At 74.4% G+C, this 22,059-nt stretch carries 17 protein-coding genes; 12 read left to right on the top strand and 5 right to left on the bottom strand.

The features are described 5' to 3' along the window. The first annotated feature begins 117 nt into the window (after positions 1-117). The 5 genes from A949_RS0102295 to nudC all read left to right on the top strand — a co-directional run bounded on the left by A949_RS0102295 (position 118) and on the right by nudC (position 10,477). Entirely contained in the window at positions 118-525 is a 408-nt protein-coding gene (locus tag A949_RS0102295) for an MGMT family protein (protein ID WP_237735716.1), read from the top strand. A 173-nt stretch (positions 526-698) separates the two neighbouring features. Next, complete coding sequence (locus A949_RS0102290; protein ID WP_078565309.1) at positions 699-4,382, top strand: ATP-dependent helicase; 3,684 nt, start codon at positions 699-701, stop codon at positions 4,380-4,382. A 55-nt stretch (positions 4,383-4,437) separates the two neighbouring features. Further along, positions 4,438-7,911: an ATP-dependent DNA helicase gene (locus A949_RS0102285; protein ID WP_019354390.1), complete on the top strand. Its 3,474-nt coding sequence runs from the start codon at positions 4,438-4,440 to the stop codon at positions 7,909-7,911. Positions 7,912-7,939: 28 nt separating this feature from the next. Beyond that, positions 7,940-9,349 carry a M20/M25/M40 family metallo-hydrolase gene (locus tag A949_RS0102280; RefSeq protein ID WP_026004268.1) on the top strand — a complete coding sequence of 470 codons (1,410 nt, stop codon included), beginning with the start codon at positions 7,940-7,942 and terminating at the stop codon, positions 9,347-9,349. A 216-nt stretch (positions 9,350-9,565) separates the two neighbouring features. Beyond that, positions 9,566-10,477, top strand: coding sequence for an NAD(+) diphosphatase (gene nudC, locus A949_RS0102275; protein WP_051019368.1), 912 nt, complete (start codon positions 9,566-9,568; stop codon positions 10,475-10,477). A 46-nt stretch (positions 10,478-10,523) separates the two neighbouring features. Here nudC and A949_RS0102270 read toward each other — a convergent pair whose 3' ends face one another. Beyond that, positions 10,524-10,766 carry a mycoredoxin gene (locus A949_RS0102270; protein WP_019354387.1) on the bottom strand — a complete coding sequence of 81 codons (243 nt, stop codon included), beginning with the start codon at positions 10,764-10,766 and terminating at the stop codon, positions 10,524-10,526. Positions 10,767-10,948: 182 nt separating this feature from the next. On the opposite strand from A949_RS0102270, the gene A949_RS0102265 reads away from it, so the two are divergent. The 4 genes from A949_RS0102265 to A949_RS0102255 all read left to right on the top strand — a co-directional run bounded on the left by A949_RS0102265 (position 10,949) and on the right by A949_RS0102255 (position 14,511). Then, entirely contained in the window at positions 10,949-13,159 is a 2,211-nt protein-coding gene (locus A949_RS0102265) for an ATP-dependent DNA helicase UvrD2 (protein WP_037705800.1), read from the top strand. A 219-nt stretch (positions 13,160-13,378) separates the two neighbouring features. Continuing rightward, positions 13,379-13,651 carry a hypothetical protein gene (locus tag A949_RS32185; RefSeq protein WP_019354385.1) on the top strand — a complete coding sequence of 91 codons (273 nt, stop codon included), beginning with the start codon at positions 13,379-13,381 and terminating at the stop codon, positions 13,649-13,651. Positions 13,652-13,810: 159 nt separating this feature from the next. Further along, positions 13,811-14,152, top strand: a complete 342-nt coding sequence (locus tag A949_RS0102260; protein ID WP_037705804.1) for a WhiB family transcriptional regulator — start codon at positions 13,811-13,813, stop codon at positions 14,150-14,152. Continuing rightward, complete coding sequence (locus A949_RS0102255) at positions 14,149-14,511, top strand: hypothetical protein (protein ID WP_175488539.1); 363 nt, start codon at positions 14,149-14,151, stop codon at positions 14,509-14,511. The genes A949_RS0102260 and A949_RS0102255 overlap by 4 nt, the downstream gene beginning before the upstream one ends. Before the next feature lie 159 nt (positions 14,512-14,670). On the opposite strand, the gene A949_RS32180 is transcribed toward A949_RS0102255, so the two are convergent. After that, entirely contained in the window at positions 14,671-16,086 is a 1,416-nt protein-coding gene (locus A949_RS32180) for an ABC1 kinase family protein (protein ID WP_019354382.1), read from the bottom strand. Positions 16,087-16,146: 60 nt separating this feature from the next. Next, the gene (locus A949_RS32175; RefSeq protein WP_019354381.1) at positions 16,147-17,229 is read right to left on the bottom strand and encodes a ThiF family adenylyltransferase; all 1,083 of its coding nucleotides are present in this window, start codon (positions 17,227-17,229) and stop codon (positions 16,147-16,149) included. Between the two features lie 234 nt (positions 17,230-17,463). Between A949_RS32175 and A949_RS0102240 the strand changes: the two genes are divergently transcribed. After that, complete coding sequence (locus A949_RS0102240) at positions 17,464-18,075, top strand: M48 metallopeptidase family protein (protein ID WP_019354380.1); 612 nt, start codon at positions 17,464-17,466, stop codon at positions 18,073-18,075. Here the strand turns inward: A949_RS0102240 and A949_RS0102235 are convergent. Continuing rightward, on the bottom strand, positions 18,047-18,625 hold the full coding sequence (locus A949_RS0102235) for an NUDIX hydrolase (protein ID WP_019354379.1): 579 nt from the start codon (positions 18,623-18,625) through the stop codon (positions 18,047-18,049). The two genes, A949_RS0102240 and A949_RS0102235, sit on opposite strands and share 29 nt — an antisense overlap. Next, positions 18,622-20,157, bottom strand: coding sequence for a zinc-dependent metalloprotease (locus A949_RS0102230; protein ID WP_019354378.1), 1,536 nt, complete (start codon positions 20,155-20,157; stop codon positions 18,622-18,624). Before A949_RS0102230 ends, A949_RS0102235 begins: the two co-directional genes overlap by 4 nt. A 188-nt stretch (positions 20,158-20,345) precedes the next feature. On the opposite strand from A949_RS0102230, the gene A949_RS0102225 reads away from it, so the two are divergent. Together A949_RS0102225 and A949_RS0102220 are read left to right on the top strand one after the other, a co-directional pair. Then, positions 20,346-21,446: an SDR family oxidoreductase gene (locus A949_RS0102225; RefSeq protein ID WP_019354377.1), complete on the top strand. Its 1,101-nt coding sequence runs from the start codon at positions 20,346-20,348 to the stop codon at positions 21,444-21,446. Between the two features lie 119 nt (positions 21,447-21,565). Next, positions 21,566-22,059 (top strand): molybdenum cofactor biosynthesis protein MoaE (locus tag A949_RS0102220; RefSeq protein WP_051019366.1); only part of this gene is annotated, 494 nt, incomplete at its 3' end.

The following is a 22,059-nucleotide window of genomic DNA, read 5'->3' as shown; positions in this document are numbered from 1 at the left end:
CGAGGGGCGCGCCGCCGGGAGCACGAGGGTGCATTCCGGTGGCGCGGGGGACGAATCGGCATCCGGGCCGGGCCGCACCCGGCCGGGGCGGCGCCGCTGTCGGTGGCATGCGGCACCATGGCCCGCATGGCTGGAAACCCCCGCGAGGCGGAGCCGGACGACGCCTCTGCCGCGCCCCGGGACACCGACGTGCCCGCGCTGCCCGAGTACGCGGAGCGCGTCCTCGAGGTCGCCGAGCTGATCCCGGCCGGCCGGGTGCTCACGTACGGGGACATCGCCGAGTGGCTGGAGGAGGGCGGCCCCCGCCAGGTGGGCAGAGCCATGGCGCTGTACGGAGGTGCCGTCCCCTGGTGGCGCGTGGTGCGCGCGGACGGGCTCCCGCTGCCGGGCCAGGAGCGGCAGGCCCTGGCGCACTACCACGCGGAGGGCACTCCGCTGCGCGAGCCGGCCGCCGCGTCCCGCCGCCGGGGCGAGGTCCCGCGCCTCGAGATGCGCCGGGCCCGCTGGGACGGGACGGCCGGGTGACCCCGCGCTGCGGCTCCTCACAGTTCCCAGCTTCCGGCATGCCGCCCGGCCCGATGCGCTGGGCAGTCCGTACGGGGTACAGCAGCCGTACGGGGCACCGGAGCGAGGCGCTGCGACACGTGTGTCCGCAGGCGTAGCGTCTGTACCGCTCCGCACAGACTTCCCCCTAGGCGATCCACGTGAGTACCTCCCTTGCTGCCGACACGCGTCAGCGGTCCCGCGAGCCCGGTGCGTACCGACTGGTGCGCACCGGGACGGGACCGGTCGATCTCCCTGCCTCTGACGCGGCCCAGCGTGCTGTGGTTGACCACCGCGGCGGCCCGCTGCTCGTCCTGGCCGGGCCCGGCACCGGCAAGACGACCACCCTGGTCGAGGCGGTCGCGGCCCGGGTGCGGGAGGGCGTCGACCCGGAGCGCGTCCTGGTGCTGACCTTCAGCCGCCGGGCCGCCGTCGACCTGCGCGACCGGATGGCGGACCGGCTCGCCGCGGAGGCGGGACCGGCACCCGCCCGGGCCCCCCGGCAGCCCCCGGCGCCGGGCGCGCCGAGCGGATCGGTACGGCACGGCGGCGGGGACCGCCCGGGGGGCGCCCTGCGCGCTCCCGCCGCGACGACGTTCCACTCGTACTGCTACGCGCTGGTGCGCGCGCATCAGGACGCCGACCTGTTCGCCGAGCCGCTGCGCCTGCTGACCGGTCCGGAGCAGGATCTGCACATCCGCGAACTGCTGGCGGGCCAGCTCGCGCTGGCGGCGCGCGGGCGCGCGACGGTGCGCTGGCCCGACGAACTGCGGGCCTGCCTGACGACCCGGGGCTTCGCCGACGAGGTCCGGGCCGTGCTGGCGCGCGGGCGCGAGCTCGGACTGGGCCCCGCCGCGCTCGACGCCTTCGCGCGCCGCGCCCGGCGCCCCGACTGGAGCGCCGCGGCCGGGTTCTTCGCCGAGTATCTGGACGTACTGGACATGCAGGGCGTGCTCGACTATGCCGAGCTCGTGCACCGTGCCGTCCTGCTCACCGGGCGCCAGGAGGTGGCCGCCCGGCTGCACGACGCGTACGACGCGATCTACGTCGACGAGTTCCAGGACACCGACCCCTCCCAGGTGCGGCTGCTGCAGGCCCTGGCGGGCGGCGGGGCCCGCACCCTGGTGGCGTTCGGCGACCCCGACCAGTCGATCTACGCCTTCCGCGGCGCGGACGTGAACGGCATCCTGCGCTTCCCCGACCTCTTTCCGCAGCGCTCCGGAGCCCCCGCGCCCGTCCGGGTGCTGCGCACCGCCCGGCGCTCCCGGCCCCGGCTGCTGTCCGCCACCCGCGAGCTGACCGCCCGGATGCCCCTCACCCGGTTGCCCGCCGAGGCCGTCCGCGCCCATCGCGCCCTGCGTCCCGGGCCGTCCGGCGGCCCGGCCCCGGGGGGTGCCTCGGCCCGGGCGGGCGCGCCGGCCCCGGCAGGTGCGGACGGCAGCGGCGGTGCGGACGGCAGTGACCGCGCGGACGGCAGTGACCGCGTGGACGGCCCGGGCGGCGCGAGCGCCCCCGGCCGGGTCGAGGTGTACACCTATGCGACCGCGGGTGCCGAGCTGGACAACATCGCCGACCTGCTGCGCCGCGCCCATCTGGAGGACGGTCTCCCCTGGGGCGAGATGGCGGTCCTGGTGCGCGCGGGCGGGCGGTCCCTGCCCGTGGTCCGCCGCGCCCTCGTCTCCGCCGGCGTGCCCGTGGACGTGGACGGCGACGACGTACCGCTGCGCCACGAACCGGCCGTCGCGCCCCTGCTGACGGCGCTGCGCGTCGCGGCCACCGGCGCCCTGGCGGAGTCGGCCGTCCTCGGCACCGAGACCGCGCTGACCCTGCTGACCTCGCCGCTCGGCGGGATGGACGCCGCCGACCTGCGCCGCCTCGGCCGGACACTGCGCGAAGAGGAACGCGCCGCCGGCGCCAAGGTGCCCCGGCCCTCCGACACCCTGCTGGCCGAAGCCCTCGCCGAGCCGGAACGCCTGGTCGCCCACACCCCGCGCTCCGGCGCCGCGGCCCCGGCACCCGGCGGGCGCTCCGTCGAGGGCGCGCACAGCCTCGGCCTGCTGCTGCGCAAGACCCGCGAGCTGCTCGCCGGCGGCGGCACCGCCGAGGAGGCCCTGTGGGCGCTGTGGAGCGGCACCGGCTGGCCGGACCGGCTGGAGCGGACCGCGCGCCGCGGCGGCCCCGCCGGCCGCAACGCCGACCGCGACCTGGACGCCGTCTGCACCCTGTTCGCCGTCGCGGCACGCGCCGAGGAGCGGGGCGGCGGCCGGGGGGCGCTCAACTTCCTGGAGGAGCTGGAGGCACAGGACATAGCGGCCGACACGCTCGTCCAGCGGGCGGTGCGGCCCGAGTCGGTACGGCTGATGACCGCGCACCGCGCCAAGGGCCGCGAGTGGCGGCTGGTGGTCGTGGCCGGGGTGCAGGAGGGCCTCTGGCCCGACCTGCGACGCCGGGGCTCGCTGCTGGAGGCGGACCGCATCGGCAGGGACGGCATCGCCGAGCCGCTGTCCCCGGGAGCCCTGCTGGCCGAGGAGCGCAGGCTGTTCTACGTCGCGACGACCCGCGCCGCGGAGCGCCTCGTGGTGACGGCCGTGGCCGCCGCCGCGGAGGACGGCGACCAGCCCTCGCGGTTCCTGGACGAGCTGGGCGTCCAGCCGCAGCCGGTCGGCAGCCGCCCCCGCCGTCCGCTCTCGGTGCCCGCGCTCGTCGCCGAGCTCCGCGCCACCACCGTCGACCCGGCGGCCTCGCCCGCGTTGCGGGACGCGGCCGCGCGGCGGCTGGCCGGACTGGCGGCCGAACGTGACGAGGAGGGCTATCCGCTCGTTCCGGCAGCGCATCCGCAGCGCTGGTGGGGACTGGTCGAACCCACCCGCTCCGCCGTGCCGCTGCGCGAGCGCGCGGCGCCCGTCGCGCTGTCCGGCAGCGCACTGGAGCAGCTCGGGCGCTCCTGCTCCCTGCAGTGGTTCCTGGCCCGGGAGGTCAAGGCGGACGAACCGGCCACGGCCGCGCAGGGCTTCGGCAACGTGGTGCACGTACTGGCCGACGAGGTGGCCTCCGGCAGCAGCCCCGGCGACCTGTCCGCGCTCATGGAGCGGCTGGACGCCGTCTGGGACGGCCTGTCCTTCGACGCGCCGTGGAAGTCGCGGCAGGAGAAGGAGAACGCGCGCGCCGCCCTGGAACGCTTCCTGCGCTGGCACGTGATGGAACGCGGGGAAGGCCGCGAGCTGGTCGGCAGCGAGCACGACTTCGATGTCACGCTGCGCGCCGGTGAGCACGCCGTCCGCATCCGGGGCAGCATGGACCGGGTCGAACGCGACGCGGCGGGCCGCGCCTACGTGGTCGACTTCAAGACCGGCCGCACCCGTCCCACCGGGCCCGAGGTCGAGCGCCATCCCCAGCTCGCGGTCTACCAGCGCGCCGTGCAGGAGGGCGCGGCCGATGCCCTGTTCGACGGAGTACGGCCGGAGCCGGGCGGGGCCGAACTGGTGCACCTGCGGCTCGGCGCCGCCCGCCGCGACGGCGGGGACGCGCTCCCGGTCGTCCAGCACCAGGAGCCGCCGCCGGAGCCCGGGGCGGCGCCGCAGAACGGAACGGAAGCCGCATCCACTCCGCAAGCCGCAACCGTCCCGGAAGCCGCATCCACTCCGGAAGCCGCAACCGGCCCGGAAGCAGCCGCATCCGGGACAGCGGGCGACGGGGACTGGGTCGGCGAGCTGCTGGCCACCGCCGCGGCGCGGGTCCTGGACGAGCGCTTCACGCCCTCGCCCGGCCAGCAGTGCACGCACTGCGCCTTCCGCGCGGCCTGCTCCGCCCGGCCCGAGGGCCGCCAGGTGGTCGAGTAGCGCGCTCGTCCGGCCCCCGCGCACGCTGTCAGCCGCGAGCGCTAGCGTCTTACGAGTGCCCGCACCCCTCACCGACCCCGCACAGCTCGCCGAGCTGCTGGGGATCCCGTTCACCCCGGAGCAGACGGCCTGCATCGCCGCGCCGCCCGCTCCGCAGGTGATCGTGGCCGGAGCGGGCTCGGGGAAGACCACCGTCATGGCGGCCCGCGTGGTCTGGCTGGTGGGCACCGGGCAGGTGGCACCCGACCGGGTCCTGGGGCTGACGTTCACCAACAAGGCGGCCGGAGAGCTGTCCGAACGGGTGCGCAAGGCGCTGCTGCGCGCCGGGGTGACCGACCCCGACCCGGCGGGTCCCGACGGCGCGGAACCGGGAGAGCCGCAGATCTCCACCTACCACGCCTTCGCCGGACGACTGCTGACCGAGCACGGACTCCGCCTCGGGCTGGAGCCGACCGTACGGCTGCTGGCGGACGCCACCCGCTTCCAGCTCGCCGCCTCGGTGCTGCGCACGGCGCAGGGCCCCTTCGAGGCGCTCACCAAGTCCGTACCGGCGCTCGTGGAGGACCTGCTGGCGCTGGACGCCGAACTGTCCGAACACCTCGTCACGCCCGAGGAGCTCCGCGCGCACGACACCGGGCTCCTCGCGGACCTGGAAGGCGCCCGGCTGACCAACGAGAAGCTGCGCAAGGTGCCGCAGGCCGCGCTCGCCCGGCAGGAACTGCTCGGCCTGGTGGCGGAGTACCGCGCCCGCAAGCACGCGCAGGAGCGGATCGACTTCGGCGACCAGATCGCGCTGGCCGCACAGCTCGCCCGGATGCCCGAGGTCGGCCGTGCCCTGCGGGAACAGTTCTCCGTCGTCCTGCTGGACGAGTACCAGGACACCTCCGTCGCCCAGCGCGTCCTGCTGGCCGGGCTCTTCGGCCAGGGCACCGGCCATCCGGTCACCGCCGTCGGGGACCCCTGCCAGGCGATCTACGGCTGGCGCGGCGCCTCCGTCGCCAACCTGGACGACTTCCCCCGCCACTTCGCACACTCCGACGGCACCCCCGCCCGCCGCCAGTCGCTGAGCGAGAACCGGCGCAGCGGCGGCCGGCTGCTGCAGCTGGCCAACACGATGGCCGCCCCGCTGCGGGAGCGCCACCAGGGCGTCGAGGCGCTGCGCCCCGCACCCGGCGCGGAGCGCGAGGGACGGGTACGCGCGGCGCTGCTGGGCACACACGCCGAGGAGATCGCCTGGCTGGCCGACTCCCTGGCCCACCTGGTGCGCACCGGAACCCCGCCCGGCGAGATCGCCGTGCTGTGCCGCAGCGCCGGCGACTTCGCCGAGATCCAGGGCGCACTGGTCGAGCGCGATCTGCCCGTCGAGGTCGTCGGCCTGTCCGGACTGCTCCACCTGCCGGAGATCGCCGACCTGGTCGCCGTCTGCGAGGTGCTGCAGGACCCCACCGCGAACGCCGCACTGGTGCGGCTGCTGACCGGACCGCGCTGGCGGATCGGCCCCCGCGACCTGGCGCTGCTGGGACGCCGCGCGGCGCTGCTCGTCGCACACCAGCGCGCCCACCCGGACGACGACCCGGACGAGCGGCTGGCGGCGGCCGTCGAGGGCGCCGACCCGGCCGAGCTGCGCTCCCTGGCGGACGCCCTGGACACCTTCCTGGAGTCCGACGGCCACGACGACGACCTGCCGTTCTCCGCCGAGGCGCGGGTGCGCTTCGCACGGCTCGCCGCCGAACTGCGCGACCTGCGGCGTTCGCTGGCCGATCCGCTCATGGACGTGCTCCACCGGGTGCTGGCCGTCACCGGTCTGGAGGTCGAGCTGGCCGCCTCCCCGCACGCGGTGGCGGCGCGGCGGCGCGAGACGCTCGGCCGGTTCCTCGACATCGCCGCGGGCTTCGCCTCGCTGGACGGCGAGGCCACCCTGCTGGCCTTCCTGGCGTTCCTGCGGACGGCCGTGCAGTACGAGAAGGGGCTGGACAGCTCGCTCCCCGGCGGTGAGAACACCGTCAAGGTGCTGACCGCGCACAAGTCCAAGGGGCTGGAGTGGGACGTGGTCGCGGTGCCCGGCCTGGTCGCCAAGCAGTTCCCCGGCGAACAGGCCCGCGAGACCTGGCTCACCCAGCCCAAGGTGCTGCCGTACGCGCTGCGCGGGGACGCGGAGACCCTCCCGCCCCGGCCCGAGTGGACCGCGAAGGGCCTCAAGGACCAGGAGAACGCGCTGCGGGCCCACCAGTCGACGGAGGAGCTGCGGCTCGGCTACGTCACCTTCACCCGCCCGCGGAGCCTGCTGCTGGGCTCCGGACACTGGTGGGGGCCCGCGCAGAAGCGCCCGCGCGGCCCCTCCGCCTTCCTCGACGCCCTGCGCGCCCACTGCGAGGCCGATCCGGCGCACGGCGAGGTCGAGCACTGGGCCGAGCCGCCGGAGCAGGACGCGGCCAACCCGGCGCTGGAGGAGCCCGCCGAGGAACGCGTGTGGCCGCTGCCGCTGGACGCGGAAGCGCTGGAGCTGCGTCGCGCGGCGGCCAACCGGGTGCTGGCCCACCTCGAAGCCGCCGCCGGCGGCAGCGACGCCGCCGCCGGACCGGGGACCGCCGACGACGCTGCCGGACCGGGGACCGCCGACGCCTCCCACGGGGATCCGGCCGCCGCTCCCGGCCCGGAAGCGGACCTGCCGGCTCCGGAGCCGGGCCCCCACCCGGACGCGGGCTCCCACCCGCGCGTGCCGGTCGGGCCCGGCGAGCTCGACCCCGAGGAGGCCCGGCTGGCCGCAGCCTGGGACCGGGACCTGGAGGCGCTCACCGGAGAGCTGCGCCGCTCCCGCGCCGCGGTACGCGACGTCCCGCTGCCCCGCACGCTGAGCGCCTCCCAACTGCTGCGGCTGGCCGCCGACCCGGAAGGCTTCGCCCGGGAACTGGCCCGCCCGATGCCGCGCCCTCCGCAGCCCGCGGCCGCCCGCCGGGGCACCCGCTTCCACGCCTGGGTGGAGTCCCGCTTCGAAGAACTCCCGCTGCCGCTGCTGGGCCCCGAAGAGCTGCCCGGCGCGGACGGCGAGGGCCGCTACGCGGGCGAGCCCCCGCAGATCACCGACGAGCAGGACCTGGCCGCCCTCAAGGAGGCGTTCGAACGCACCCCCTGGGCACACCGGACCCCCCACCGCGTGGAGGCACCCTTCCAGCTCGCGCTGGCCGGACGGATCGTCCGGGGCCGGATCGACGCCGTCTACCGGGACCGCGCACCGGACGGGAGCGTGACCTTCGACATCATCGACTGGAAGACCGGCCGCGGCCGGGAGGCCGACCCGCTCCAGCTCGCCGTCTACCGCCTCGCCTGGGCCGAACAGGAAGGCGTACCGCTGTCCTCCGTCGGCGCGGCGTTCCTCCATGTGCGCAGCGGCGAACTGGTGCGGCCCGCGGAACTCCCGGACCGGGCCGGACTGGAACGGCTGCTGCTGGACGGCGCCCCCGCGCAGCGCGCGCCCGACCCCCGGCAGCCCCCGCGGCACCCCGGGCACGAGCCTCCGGCCGACGGCTGACCCCGCCCGGCCCGATAGGGTCGAGGGCATGAGCACCACCCCCGCTCCCCCGGACAGCGCTGTCCGGACCTTCATCCAGGACCAGCGTCCCGCCTTCCTCGGCGACCTGTGCGACTGGCTGCGCATCCCGTCCGTCTCCGCCGACCCGGAGCGCGCACCGGAGGTGCGGCGCAGCGCCGACTGGCTCGCCGCCGCGCTGCGCGCCACCGGCTTCCCCGTCGCGGAGGTCTGGGAGACCGAGGGTGCGCCCGCCGTCTTCGCCGAGTGGCCCTCCGACGACCCCGCGGCACCCACCGTCCTGGTCTACGGCCACCACGACGTCCAGCCCGCGGCCCGTGCCGACGGCTGGCACAGCGAACCGTTCGAGCCCGAGGAGCGGGACGGCAGGCTGTACGCGCGGGGCGCCGCCGACGACAAGGGGCAGGTCCTCTTCCACACCCTGGGCCTGCGCGCGCACCTGGCCGCCACCGGGCGGAGCACCCCGGCCGTCGGCGTCAAACTGCTCATCGAGGGCGAGGAGGAGTCCGGGTCACCGCACTTCCCCGCACTGCTGCGCGCCCACGCGCCGCGGCTGGACTGCGACGCCGTGGTCGTCTCGGACACCGGAATGTGGGCCGAGGACACCCCCACCGTCTGCACCGGGATGCGCGGGCTCACCGACTGCCAGATCGACCTGTACGGACCGGCCCAGGACGTGCACTCCGGCTCCTTCGGCGGAGCCGTGCCCAACCCGGCCACCGAAGCCGCCCGGCTCGCCGCGGCGCTGCACGACGAGGACCGCAGGGTCACCCTTCCCGGCTTCTACGACGGAGTCGTGGAACTGACCGAGGAGGAACGCACCCTCTTCGCCGAGCTGCCCTTCGACGAGGACGCCTGGCTGCGCACGGCGCACTCCGGCGCCCCCCTCGGCGAACGCGGCTACACCACACTGGAGCGGGTGTGGGCCCGCCCCACAGCCGAGGTGAACGGGATCGGCGGCGGCTACCAGGGCCCCGGCGGCAAGACCATCGTGCCCGCCTCGGCCGAGCTGAAGCTGTCCTTCCGCACCGTCGCCGGCCAGGACGAGGAGAAGATCCAGCAGGCGCTCCGCGACTGGGTCGCCGACCGGCTGCCCGCGGGGATCCGGCACGAGATCACCTTCTGGGGCGCCACCCGCCCCTGCCTCACCCCGCTCGGCCACCCCGCACTGCGCTCCCTCACCCGCGCCATGGGACGCGCCTTCGGCACCCCGGTCCGCTTCACCCGCGAAGGCGGTTCCGGCCCCGCGGCCGACCTGCGGGACGCGCTCGACGTCCCGGTGCTCTTCCTCGGCATCTCGGTCCCCTCGGACGGCTGGCACGCGCCGAACGAGAAGATCGAACTCGATCTGCTGTTCAAGGGCGCGGAGACCGCCGCATACCTCTGGGAGGACCTCGCGGCACACTGGAGCGAGGGCTGACCGGACGACACCCGCCCGGGCGCCGCCCGCCGCGCCCTCCGACCGACTCACGAACGCTCGCCAACCGCCCCCCGACCCGCTGCCGGGCGGGGAGCCCCGACCCAGGGGGAGTAGGAAGCAGAAGTGACCATCCCGACCTCGACAGACCCCAGCGCCGACCGGACCGCCGGGCCCGGCGGCGGAGCCGGCCGGCCCGGACCCTCCGGCGACCCGGCGATCAGCCTCACCAGTACCGGAGGCATCGACCGGGGCTCCCACCACCGGCTGGACGAGGCATGGCTGGCGGCGGCCTGGAGCCACCCCAGCACCCGGGTCTTCGTGGTCTCCGGCGGACAGGCCCTGATCGAGGACCAGGAGGACGGCACGACGGAACTGGTCACCATGCCGTCCTTCGACGCCCCCTTCACCGAGGCACACCGCTACTTCCTGGGCACCGACGAGGACGGAGTGCGGTACTTCGCGCTCCAGAAGGACTCGCTCCCGGGCCGGATGGACGACATCGCCCGCCCGGCCGGACTGCGCGAGGCCGGCGTGCTGCTCTCGGACCGCGACAGCGAACTGCTGGTGCACGCCGTCGGGCTGGAGAACTGGCAGCGCACCCACCGCTTCTGCTCCCGCTGCGGCGAGCGCACCGTCATCGCGGCGGCCGGGCACATCCGCCGCTGCCCGGCCTGCGGGGCCGAACACTATCCGCGCACCGACCCCGCCGTGATCATGCTGGTCACCGACGAGCAGGACCGCGCACTCCTCGGCCGCCAGGTGCACTGGCCGGAGGGCAGGTTCTCGACGCTGGCGGGCTTCGTGGAGCCGGGCGAGTCCCTGGAAGCCGCGGTGCGCCGCGAGGTCGCCGAGGAAGCCGGGGTGGCCGTCGGGCCCGTCAGCTATGTGGCGAGCCAGCCCTGGCCGTTCCCCTCCAGCCTGATGCTGGGCTTCATGGCGCGCGCCACCTCGTCCCGGATCCAGGTGGACGAGGAAGAGATCGAGGAGGCCCGCTGGTTCTCCCGCGAGGACCTGCGGGCGGCGATCGACTCCGGCGAGGTGCTCACCCCCTCGGGCATCTCGATCGCGGCCCGCCTGGTCGAGCTCTGGTACGGGCAGCCGCTGCCGCAGCCCCGGCCCCACGACTGAGGCGGCGGCGGGCCGGGCCGGCCCGCCGGCCCGCCGCTCGCCGCGGTCAGCCCCCGACCCGCTCCTTGACCTGGGCCAGCGAGGGATTGGTCAGCGTCGAACCGTCGGGGAACAGCACGGTGGGTACCGTCTGGTTGCCGCCGTTCGCCTTCTCGACGAAGGTCGCCGACTCGGGGTCCTGCTCGATGTTGATCTCCGTGTACGCGATGCCCGCGCGTTCCATCTGGCCCTTCAGCCGACGGCAGTAGCCGCACCAGGTGGTGCTGTACATCGTCACAGTGCCCGTCATCTTCTCCAGCGCTCCTTCGTCTCGTCCGGGTGTGCTGTCTGAACGCGCGGCGGTCCGGGGACATTCCCCCGGGACATCCTCCCAGGGCCCCGCGCCGGAAGGCCGCGCGATTCGTAGGACCGCAGGGGCTCGGCTGTGGACAGCCGTGCCGCCCCTCCCGGCCGGGCTGGCAGCATGGCGGGGTGACAGCAGCAACGGACTCCACTCTCTTCCCGCGGGTTCCCGACTCCCCCGACGCGGTGCTCGAGGGGCTCGACCCCGAGCAGCGTGCGGTGGCGACGGCGCTGCACGGTCCGGTGTGCGTGCTTGCCGGTGCGGGCACCGGCAAGACGAGAGCGATCACCCACCGCATCGCCTACGGCGTCCGCGCCGGCATCCTGCCCCCGGGCGGGGTGCTCGCCGTCACCTTCACCCAGCGCGCCGCCGGGGAGATGCGCGGCAGGCTGCGCGAGCTCGGCGTCCAGGGCGTCCAGGCGCGCACGTTCCACTCGGCCGCGCTGCGCCAGCTCCAGTACTTCTGGCCGCGCGCCGTCGGCGGTGAGCTGCCGCCGCTGGTCGAGCGCAAGGCGCAGCTCGTCGGGGAGGCCGCGGCCCGGTGCCGGATCCGGCTCGACCGCAGCGAGCTGCGGGACGTCACCGGCGAGATCGAGTGGGCCAAGGTCACCCAGACCGTGCCCGAGGACTATCCGGCCGCCGCCGCGGCAGCGGGCCGCGCGGCCCCCCGCGACAGTGCCGAGACCGGCCGCGTCTACGCCCTCTACGAGCAGCTCAAGCGGGAGCGTTCGCTGATCGACTTCGAGGATGTGCTGCTGCTCACCGTGGGCATCCTGCAGGACCGTCCGGACATCGCCGAGACGGTCCGCGGCCAGTACCAGCACTTCACGGTGGACGAGTACCAGGACGTGAGCCCGCTGCAGCAGCGGCTGCTGGAGCTGTGGGTGGGGGAGCGGGGTGGTCTGTGCGTGGTCGGCGACGCCAGCCAGACGATCTACTCCTTCACCGGCGCCACCCCCGACCACCTTCTCGACTTCCGCTCCCGCCACCCGGAGGCGACGGTCGTCAAGCTGGTCCGCGACTACCGCTCGACCCCGCAGGTGGTGCACTTCGCCAACGGGCTGCTCGCGCAGGCCCGGGGCCGTGCCGCCGAACACCGGCTGGAGCTGGTCTCCCAGCGGGAGCCGGGCCCCGAGCCGGTCTGTGCCGAGTACGCCGACGAACCCGGCGAGGCCGAAGGGGTGGCCCGGCGGATCCGGGATCTCATCGCCTCGGGAGTCCCCGCCAGCCAGATCGCCGTGCTCTACCGGATCAACGCCCAGTCCGAGGTCTACGAGCAGGCGCTGGCGGATCTCGGGGTCCCCTGCCGGTTGCGGGGTGCCGAGCGGTTCTTCGAACGCCCCGAGGTGCGGGAGGCGTTCGTGGCGTTGCGCGGGGCGGCCCGGGCCGGCGGCAACGACGCACTGCTGGACGACGCGGTGGGTCTGCCCTCGCAGGTGCGTGCCGTGCTCGGTACCAAGGGCTGGAGTCCGCACGCACCGTCCGGGTCGGGGGCCGTCCGGGACCGGTGGGAGTCGCTGGCGGCCCTGGTGCGGCTGGCCGAGGATTTCGCCGGGGCCCGGCCCGGTGCCGGGCTCGGCGATCTGATCGCGGAGCTGGACGAGCGGGCCCGGGTCCAGCACGCGCCCACCGTCGAGGGCGTCACGCTGGCCTCGCTGCACGCGGCCAAGGGCCTGGAGTGGGACGCCGTCTTCGTGGTGGGCCTCACCGACGGGATGCTGCCGATCACCCACGCCAGGACGGAGGAGCAGACGGAGGAGGAGCGCAGACTGCTCTATGTCGGGATCACCCGCGCCCGCCGGTCGCTGACCCTCTCCTGGTCGCTCGCCCGCTCACCGGGAGGCCGGCCCAGCAGGCAGCCCAGTCGTTTCCTCGCGGGACTGCGAACCGGCTCCGGCGCGGGCGCTGCCCGGACCGGTGCGGGGACGGGCGGCAGCGTCACCGGCGGTGGGCGCGTTCCCGCACCGTCCGGGAGTCGGGAGCGGGTGCGTCGTGCGCCGGCGCGGTGCCGGGTGTGCGGCCGGTCGCTGACCCAGCCCGGTGAGGTGAAGCTGATGCGTTGCGAGGACTGCCCCTCGCAGCTGGACGAGGCGCTGCACGAGCGGCTGCACCAGTGGCGGGCCCGGCAGGCGGCGCTGCTGCGGCAGCCGGACTACTGCGTCTTCACCGACAAGACGCTCCTCGCCATCGCCGAGGCCGTTCCCGGCGATGCGGCGGAGCTCTCCCGCATCTCCGGAGTCCGGCACCGCAAGCTCCAGCAGTTCGGTGCCGACGTGCTCGCGCTCTGCGCGGGGGAGGAGTTGCCCGCGGACGCCGGTGAGGAGCCTCGACAGGGGTGACGACCGGGCAGCGGCGCGGGTGCGGGACCCATGTCACAGAAGCTGTGACAGAAAGCCGTGAAAAATAGTTTGCGCGGGCCGTACGGAGCCTCATAGCCTTCCGGACATGGAGAGGGCGGGCCTTTTCGCTCTTCCTCTTCCATGCTGTACTACGTCCTGAACATCCACGGACCAGCCCCAGTGGCGGGTCCTCCGAGGCGCCGAGAGGAGGCGAGACCAGTGGCCACGATCATTTCGGAGATCAAAATGACCGATCACTCGGTCATTCGCGCCTGCCTGCTCGGCTCCAACCTCCACGGCACCGGTCTGTCCGGTGTCAACCCCGGCGGCAACGAGCGACCGAGCAAGGCACCCGAGGTAGCAGCACAGGCACAGGCAGCCGCCTTTGCCGGTGGCTCCGCGGCCAACGGTGCCGGCGAAGGACGCCAGAAGACGCAGCGCTACACCCTGTGGGCCTTCCGTGGCCTCCGACCCTGGAGAGATCCAGCCTGATCGGCGAGATCAGGTCGGCACCTTCCAGGGCCGCGGAACCCACATCGGGATCCGCGGCCCTTCTGTTTGCCCCGACCGGCCACCAGCCGGCCCGACACGACAACAGACATCCAACAGACAGGAAGAACCGCAGTGCACACCGAGACGCACCCTGACACGTTGCGCCCCGCGCCTTCTCTGCCGCCTGATCTCACCACGGAGGACTCCTTGACCGCCCCGCAGATCACCCTCACCGAGCTCGACGACGCCATCGAGCGGCTCGGCGTCGATGTTCCCTGCCGCTCCTACGACCCCGAGGTCTTCTTCGCCGAGTCCCCCGCGGACGTCGAGTACGCGAAGTCCCTCTGCCAGACCTGCCCGCTGCGCGAGGCCTGCCTCGCCGGGGCCAAGGACCGCCGCGAGCCCTGGGGCGTCTGGGGCGGCGAGCTGTTCGTACAGGGCGTCGTGGTGCCGCGGAAGCGTCCGCGGGGCCGTCCCCGCAAGAACCCGGTGACGGCATGAACCCCCGTCGCCGCCATGGATCGCCCGCCCGCCGCAAGGCGGTTGCCGGAACGATCGACAGCCCGTCGGCGCTGGATCCCCGTACGCGCCACCTCACGAAGCAGGACCCGACGATGACACCCCTCCACGAGACCACCGCACGCACTCGCTCCGACGCGACAGTCGTCCGTCAGAACAGGACCCGCGACATGCAACTCATGCCAGAAAGCCTGGCCAGAGCACAGATACAGCAACGAATGCACGAGGCCGAATCCGAACGCAGGGCGCTGCGGCTGAGGACCGCGCGGCGCCTTCAGCGGCGCGCGGAGCGCGCGACGCTCCGCGCGCGGCGTGCCCTCGCCATGGCCGTGATGCAGTGATCCGGCCTGGGTGGGCTGAAGATTCGGTCCGGATGACCTGAACACCGGAGAGCCGGGGCGAGCGCCCCGGCTCTCCGGTGTCTCCGGTGTCTCCGGCTCTCCGTCGTCACCGCCGCCGCGGGGTCGTGTGCCGTCCGGCGGCCGGAGTGCGGCCCCTGCTCACAGGGCGATCTCCGGCTCCTCCTCGGGCCCTGCCGTCTCCCCGTCCGGCGGCTCCTCGGACGACCCGGGCTGCGGCATCTCAGCGGTGGCGAACCCCGGTACCCAGGTCTCCATGTCGTGCCGCATCCGCACCGTCGCGCCCAGCTGGCACAGGACGCCGATGGTGCTGAGCGTCACCCGGTGGATCAGCAGATAGGACGGCGGCAGGTTGAGTTGCCGCCCCAGCTGGTGGGCCGCGGAGCGGGGGTCGGCGATCCGGGCCGCCTGTTCGCGCATCCAGTCCCTGCTGAAGGTGAACTCCTCCACGCAGGCGGGCTCGACGATCGGCAGCAGATACTCCCGTACCGCCTCCGGCTCCAGCGCTATCTCCTGCTTGACGAAGCCCTCGTCGCGCAGCAGGGCGTAGGCCGTGTCCGCGTCTCCGTCGAGCATCATCCGCAGCACCTCGCCGATCGTCGGGGGCAGCCCCTCCGGCAGTCGGTCCACGGTGCCGAAGTCCAGCACTCCCAGCCGCCAGTCGGCGGATGTCCCGGTGTCCCCGGGGACCAGCCGGAAGTTCCCCGGGTGCGGGTCCGCGTGCAGCAGTCCGGTGCGTACGGGGCCGGAGAAGAGGAACCGGCTCAGCAGCAGTCCGGCCCGGTCCCGTTCCTCCTGGCTGCCGTCGGCGATCACCCGGGAGAGCGGTACGCCCTCCAGCCACTGGGACACCAGCACCCGGTCGGCCTGGTGGACCACCTGCGGGACGACGACGTCCTCGTCCGCCTCGTACTCCTCCGCGTAGCTGCGCTGGGCCTCCGCCTCCAGGCTGTAGTCCAGCTCCTCCGCGATCCGCTCGTGCAGCTCCGCGATGAGCGGTTTGATGTCCATTCCCGGTATCAGCGGGCCCAGCAGCCGGGCGAATCGGCTCAGTTGGGTGAGGTCGGAGACGAGGGCCTCGCCGGCGCCCGGGTACTGCACCTTGACCGCGACATCCTGCCCGTCGTGCCAGACGGCGCGGTGCACCTGGCCTATGGAGGCCGCCGCGGCGGGCTTGTCGTCGAACTCGGCGAAGTACTCACGCCACTCCTGGCCCAGCTCTTCCTCCAGCACTCTGTGCACGGTGCCGGCGGGCATCGGCGGCGCGGCTTCCTGGAGCCGGGTCAGGGTGGCACGGTAGGGACCCGCCAGTTCGTCGGGGAGAGCGGACTCGAAGACCGAGAGGGCCTGCCCGAACTTCATGGCACCGCCCTTCAACTCGCCGAGGACCTTGAAGAGCTGCTCGGCGGTCCGCTGCTGCAGCTCCTGGCCGACGAGATCGGCGGACAGGCCCCCGAGGCGCTTGCCGAGCCCCCATGCGGAGCGGCCCGCGAAGCCCAGCGGCAGGGCGGCCAGCTTGGCCGTCCGGGTCACCGCCTTGCGCGGAAGATCAGACATGCGTCCCTCCAACTCCCTGACAGCTCAACCGAGACAGCACCGAGGACGTCGGCCACCCGGTCATTGTCGCCTGCCTTCGGCCGTTCGCGGCGGTGCGGGGGGCGCAGTCACCGAAGCGGCACCGCACGGACACTCCGGATGCGCCGCGAACTGCTCGGTGTCCGGCAGCAGGTGGGGCAGTGCGAACCGCAGCCGGTAGCCCACCGCGCAGGCTCCGTCCCCGTCCAGATAGCTCAGCGCGTAGGAGGCGACCGCGCCCGCCACCATGGTGGCCAGTGCCGTGTCGCAGGCGGGGACCCCCGTGCGCCGTCTGCTCGCCGTCCGCCACTGGCCCACCAGCATCGGCCAGCTGGGCTCCCGTTCGGCCCGGGTGCGTGCCAGGCACTCCGCGCACGGCGCGGAACCGGGCAGCACCAGCGGACCGACCACGCCGGTGGCCTCCACCACTCCGCCGAACAGATGCGGTGTTCCCGCCTCCATGAAGCGCTCGGTGGTCTCCGGGTCGGGCGCGTAGGCGTCCAGGCCGTCCCGCGGTGTCACCACCACCAGGCCGGTCTCGGAACGGGCGCCGCTCCGCCAGGAGCGGGAGCGGCGCACCACGCCGCGGGCCGCCACATCGCGGCGCGTGCCCACCTGCTCCGGAGGTACTCCGCACGGCGCGGTGTCCCACTCCTCCACGACACCCCCGTCCGCCACGTCCACCTGGCCCACCCCCGCGGCCGACAGGGCGGCGGCCACCGCGGTGCCCACCCGGCCCAGCCCTCGCACCTGGACGCGCGCGGCCCGCCGGGCGGCAAGCCGGCGCACCCCACCGCCCGGTTCGCGGTGCACCACGGACAGTGACGCCAGGTCCGGCCGCAGCCGGTCGCTGACGTGCGCCGCGGCTTCGCGGTCGGCCGTCGCGTCGTCCAGCACCCCGGCGGCGCTGAGCCGCTCGGTGATCCTCGCCGGGGTCCGGGGTGCCAGGCCGAGCCGGTCCGCTTCCTGCTGGAGCCGCTCCATGCTGCGGGTTCCGTCCATCATCTCGATGAAGGCCGCCGCCGCGTCGCTCAACGGTCCCAGCAGCACCGCGTGCGCGGGCGCCACACCGCACTGCACGGTCTGCCTGTCTCGCCAGCCCCGCCGCAGCGCGGGCTTGATCATCGGGTGCACGTTCCCCCCTGACGTGCCGGGACTCGACCCGGCTCGGCTGTCGATCACTGGGGACAGCATGCCGCCGTGGGCGGATCGCGCGGAGCGAGTTGTCCACAGGAGACGGCATCAGTCATACAAGCGTGAGCCGTTCACTCTCGCCGTGCCCCGGTCCGTTGTCGCCTTTCCCCCTCGAACAAGCCTGGAGGCGGGACTTCCGCCGACCGCAGCGGGTAACGTCGTGGCGTGCCCGCCGACCCGCTGAACAGCACCAGCCGACGCGCGGTCGAGGTGCGCCGCAGCACCCGCCGACGCCGCACCGTCTCCGCCTACCGCGAAGGCGACCGCACCGTCGTGCTGCTGCCGGCGCGCATGACGGCGGACGAGGAAGCGCGCTGGGTCGGCGTGATGCTCGACAAGCTGGCCGCCCAGGAGAGCAGGCGCATGCTCGACGACAGCGACCTCGCCCGGCGCGCGGCAACCCTCTCGGAGCAGTATCTCGGCGGGCATGCCCGGCCCGCCTCGGTGCGCTGGGTGACCAACCAGAACACCCGCTGGGGCTCCTGCACGCCGGCGGAGGGCAGTATCCGGCTCTCCCACCGGTTGCAGGGCATGCCCGAGTACGTCATCGACTACGTGCTGCTGCACGAGCTGTCGCATCTGCTGGTGCCCGGCCACGGCACGCGGTTCTGGCGACTGCTGGAGGCCTATCCGCGCACCGAGCGGGCGCGCGGCTATCTGGAGGGGGTGGCGGCGGCCGAGCGGCTGCCGCACCAGCCCGTCGGGGGAAACGGGCCCGGAGCCGTCCCGCAGGAGGGCTCCGACCCCGTCACGGAAGAGGGCCCCGGCCGGGGCTGACCGCGACGGCCGCGGCCGAGAGCCGGGCGAGCCGCACCACGGACTCGTCCTCGACCCCGGCCACCTCTTCGAAGCCGAACCAGCGCAGGTCCAGGGACTCCTCGCTGATCGCCGCGACGGCGCCCTCGGGGGCGAGAGCCGCGTACTGCACGTCCAGATGCCAGGCGCAGGGCGTGCGGTGCCTGTCGAGCCGGAGCGGGCCGCCGGGCAGCAGGGAGAGGCCCGGAATGCCCGACTCCTCCGTGGCCTCCCGCAGCGCGGCCCCTGCCAGGGTGGTGTCCTCCGGCTCGCAGTGGCCCCCCATCTGCAGCCATCTGCCCAGCTTGCGGTGGAGCGTCAGCAGCACCCGGTTCTTCCGCGGGTCGACGACCATCGCGCTGGCGGTGATGTGCCCCGCGGAGCACGCCTTCCACATGCCGTCCGGCCGGTCGGCGAGGTGGCGCAGATACTCCTCGCGCAGCTCCTCCTGGGCGGGGTCGCCGTCCTGGCTGCGCCACCGGGTGAGGACACGCTCCGCATCCGCGTGGAGGCCGTCCGGTGACGCGCTCACCGCGTGCCTTCGCCCTCGCCGCCGTCGGTGCCGTCCGTGCCGCCGGGTTGCTCCCCGGAGCGCTTCTCCTGCGACCGGTCGTCCCCGGATGCCTCGTCCCCGGCCTTGTCCTGCCGGGTCCTGCCGGTGCCGGTGTCGGTGCTGGAGCCGGTGCCGCCGTCCGCGGCGGCCGCGTCGCCCAGCATCTTGTCCAGCTCGGAGAAGTCCGGCTGCTCGTGATGGACGAAGGCGTCCGGGTCGTCCAGGTCGGCGGCCGTCGGCAGCATGTCCGGGTGCTCCCACACGGCGTCGCGGCCCTCGGCACCCCGGGCGTCGGCGAGCGAGGCCCACAGCCGGGAGGCGTCGCGCAGCCGCCGGGGGCGCAGCTCCAGGCCGATCAGCGTGGAGAAGGTCTGCTCCGCCGGGCCGCCGGAGGCGCGCCGCCTGCGCAGCGTCTCGCGCAGCGCGGAGGCGGAGGGCAGGTGCGGTTCGGCCGCGGCGTGCACCACCGCGTCCACCCAGCCCTCGACCAGCGCCAGCGCCGTCTCCAGCCGGGCGAGCGCCGCCTTCTGCTGCGGGGAGTCCTCCGGCTGGAACATGCCCTGCTGGAGCGCTTCCTGCAGTTCCTCGGGGCGCTGCGGGTCGATCTGCCCGACCACGTCCTCCAGCTTGGCGGTGTCCACCTTGATGCCCCGGGCGTAGCCCTCGACGGCGCCGAAGAGGTGCGAGCGCAGCCAGGGGACGTGCGCGAACAGCCGCTGGTGTGCGGTCTCCCGGAGGGCCAGGTAGAGGCGGACCTCCTCCAGCGGGATGCCCAGTCCGCCGCCGAGCGCCTCGATGTTGACCGGCAGCAGTGCCGCCTTGTTGGCGGGCCCCAGCGGGAGCCCGATGTCCGTGGAACCGACGACCTCGCCCGCCAGCACGCCCAGTGCCTGCCCGATCTGGGTGCCGAACATGGCGCCCCCCATGGAGCGCATCATGCCGAGCAGCGGGCCGGCCATCGCCTGCATCTCCTCGGGCAGCACATCGCCCATGGCGGCACCGACGCGCTCGGCGACGGGGTCGACCAGGTCCTTCCAGACGGGCAGGGTGGCCTCGACCCACTCCGCGCGGCTCCAGGCCACCGCGGCGCCGGAGCCGGAGGGCAGGGAGGTCACTCCGTCCAGCCACAGGTCGGCCAGGCGTACGGCCTCCTCGACGGCGGCGCGGTCGTGCGGGCTGACGGAGGCGTCCTTCGAGCCGTCCTGGGCCCCCGACGCGACCGTCTGCCGTGCGATGTCCTTGGCCATGTCCCAGTTCACCGGGCCGCCCTCGTAGGAGAGCATCTGGCCGAGCTTCTGGAAGGCGGCACCCAGGTCGCTCGGGTCGAGCTGGCCCTGTCCGCCGCCCAGCGAGCCGAACATCGCCGCCAGGGGGTTGTCGGCGCCGCCGGAGCCCGGGGCGCCGCCGAAACCGAACGGGTTCGGCTGGTCGCCGCCCGGCTTCTTCTCGCCGTCGTTCCCGTCCTCGGGCTCCTCAGGAGGTACGCCGAATCCGAATGGGGTGTCACTCACGGGTTTCCTCGGCTCTGTCTCGTAGGACGGTCTGGTGGTTCGTGGACGGTCTGCATGTCCTGGGTGCGGTCGGGTTCTGCGCCGGTACGTCCTGGTGCGATCTGTGGGCTCTGCCTCCAGCCTAGACACGAGTCAGGCAGGATGGAGCCTGCGCACCCCGTACCAGAAACAACCACTGGAGACGCCCGGTGAGTTCCTCCGAGTCCCACGTTCGCGCAGCGCGAACCCCGACCGTCGCCGTCACCGGCGCCGCCGCGGGGGTCGGCGCGCTGCTCACCGAGCGGTTGGCGGCGTCCGAGGAGATCAAGCAGGTCATCGCACTGGACGAGCGCAGAGGCGAGGTGACCGAAGCGCAGTGGCACACCCTGGATGTGCGGGACCCGGCCATCGCCGACCGGCTGCGCGGCGACGGCGACCCGGTGGACGTGGTCGTCCACCTGGCGCTCGACCTGGATCTGGAGACCGACCCGGTGGCCCGCACCGCCTTCAACGTGCGCGGCACCCAGACCGTGCTGACCGCGGCGGCGGCCGCCGGTGTCCGCCGGGTCGTGCTGTGCACCTCGGCGATGGTCTACGGAGCGCTCCAGGACAACGACGTGCCGCTCGCGGAGGACGCCGAGCTGCGGGCCACCGCGGACGCCACGGGGGTGGGCGACCTGCTGGAGCTCGAACGCCTGGCCCAGCGCGCCCCGCGGGCCCACCCGGGCCTCAACGTGACCGTCCTGCGCCCCACCGTGCTGGTCGGCGCCGGTACGGACACCACGCTCACCCGCCACTTCGAGTCGCCGCGGCTCCTGGTGGTCGCCGGATCGCGCCCCTGCTGGCAGTTCTGCCACGTCGAGGACCTGGTCAGCGCACTCGAGTACGCCGCGCTGGAGAAGGTCGAGGGCGAGATGGTGGTGGGCTGCGACGGCTGGCTGGAGCAGGAGGAGGTCGAGCAGCTCACCGGGATGCGGCGGATGGAGCTGCCCTCCAGCGTCGCGCTGGGCGCCGCCTCCCGGCTGCACCGTCTCGGACTGACCCCCTCGCCCGCCGCCGACCTCGCCTACACCATGCACCCCTGGGTCGTCAGCGGCAGCAGGCTGCACGATGCGGGCTGGCGCCCGGCCTGGACGAACGAGGAGGTGCTCGCCGCGCTGCTGGAGGACGTCTCCGGCAGGCACACCGTCGCGGGGCGGCGACTGGGCCGGACGGAGGCGGCCACCGCGGCCGGCGCCGCGGGTGCGACGGTGGCGCTGCTGGGCACCGCCGCGCTGGTGCGCAGGGCCCGCAAGCGGCGCGGGCTGTGAGCAGCGCCCGCGGGCCGGCGGCGGAGTCCGCGGCCGCGGTCCGGCGGCGCGGGTACGACACGGCGGGCGCGACAGGCGAGGTGTTCCGGATCCGGGGCAGGTAGGGCAGCATGACCGGCATGGCACAGACGTACGACGGCGAGCACGGCCCCGGACACCGGCACGTGAACTCCGACCACCCCGGCGAACTGGGAGCCGAGGACCCGATCCGGTTGCTGGAGATCCGCGCGGCCCCGCTGTCCGTGGACGAGGTCTTCGCCGCCGTCGGCGACCACGCCGCGGGCGGCACGGCGCTCTTCGTCGGCACCGTCCGCGATCACGACGGCGGCGCCGATGTCGCCCGTCTGGGCTATTCCTCGCACCCCTCGGCCGAGGCCGAGCTGCGCCGGGTCGCCGAGAAGGTCGTCGCCGACCACCCGGTGCGCGCCCTCGCCGCGGCGCACCGCGTCGGGGACCTGGCGGTGGGGGACCTGGCCGTGGTCGTGGCCGTCTCCTGTCCGCACCGCGCGGAGGCGTTCGACGCCTGCCGCAAGCTCATCGACGACCTCAAGCACGAGGTCCCGATCTGGAAGCACCAGACGTTCGCCGACGGAGCCGAGGAGTGGGTGGGCGT

Origin of the sequence: Streptomyces sp. AA1529, from assembly GCF_000280905.1 — a bacterium.
Classification (GTDB): Bacteria; Actinomycetota; Actinomycetes; order Streptomycetales; family Streptomycetaceae; genus Streptomyces.
Note: the sequence above shows the minus strand (reverse complement) of the source record. Positions and strands in the feature narration are given on the sequence as shown.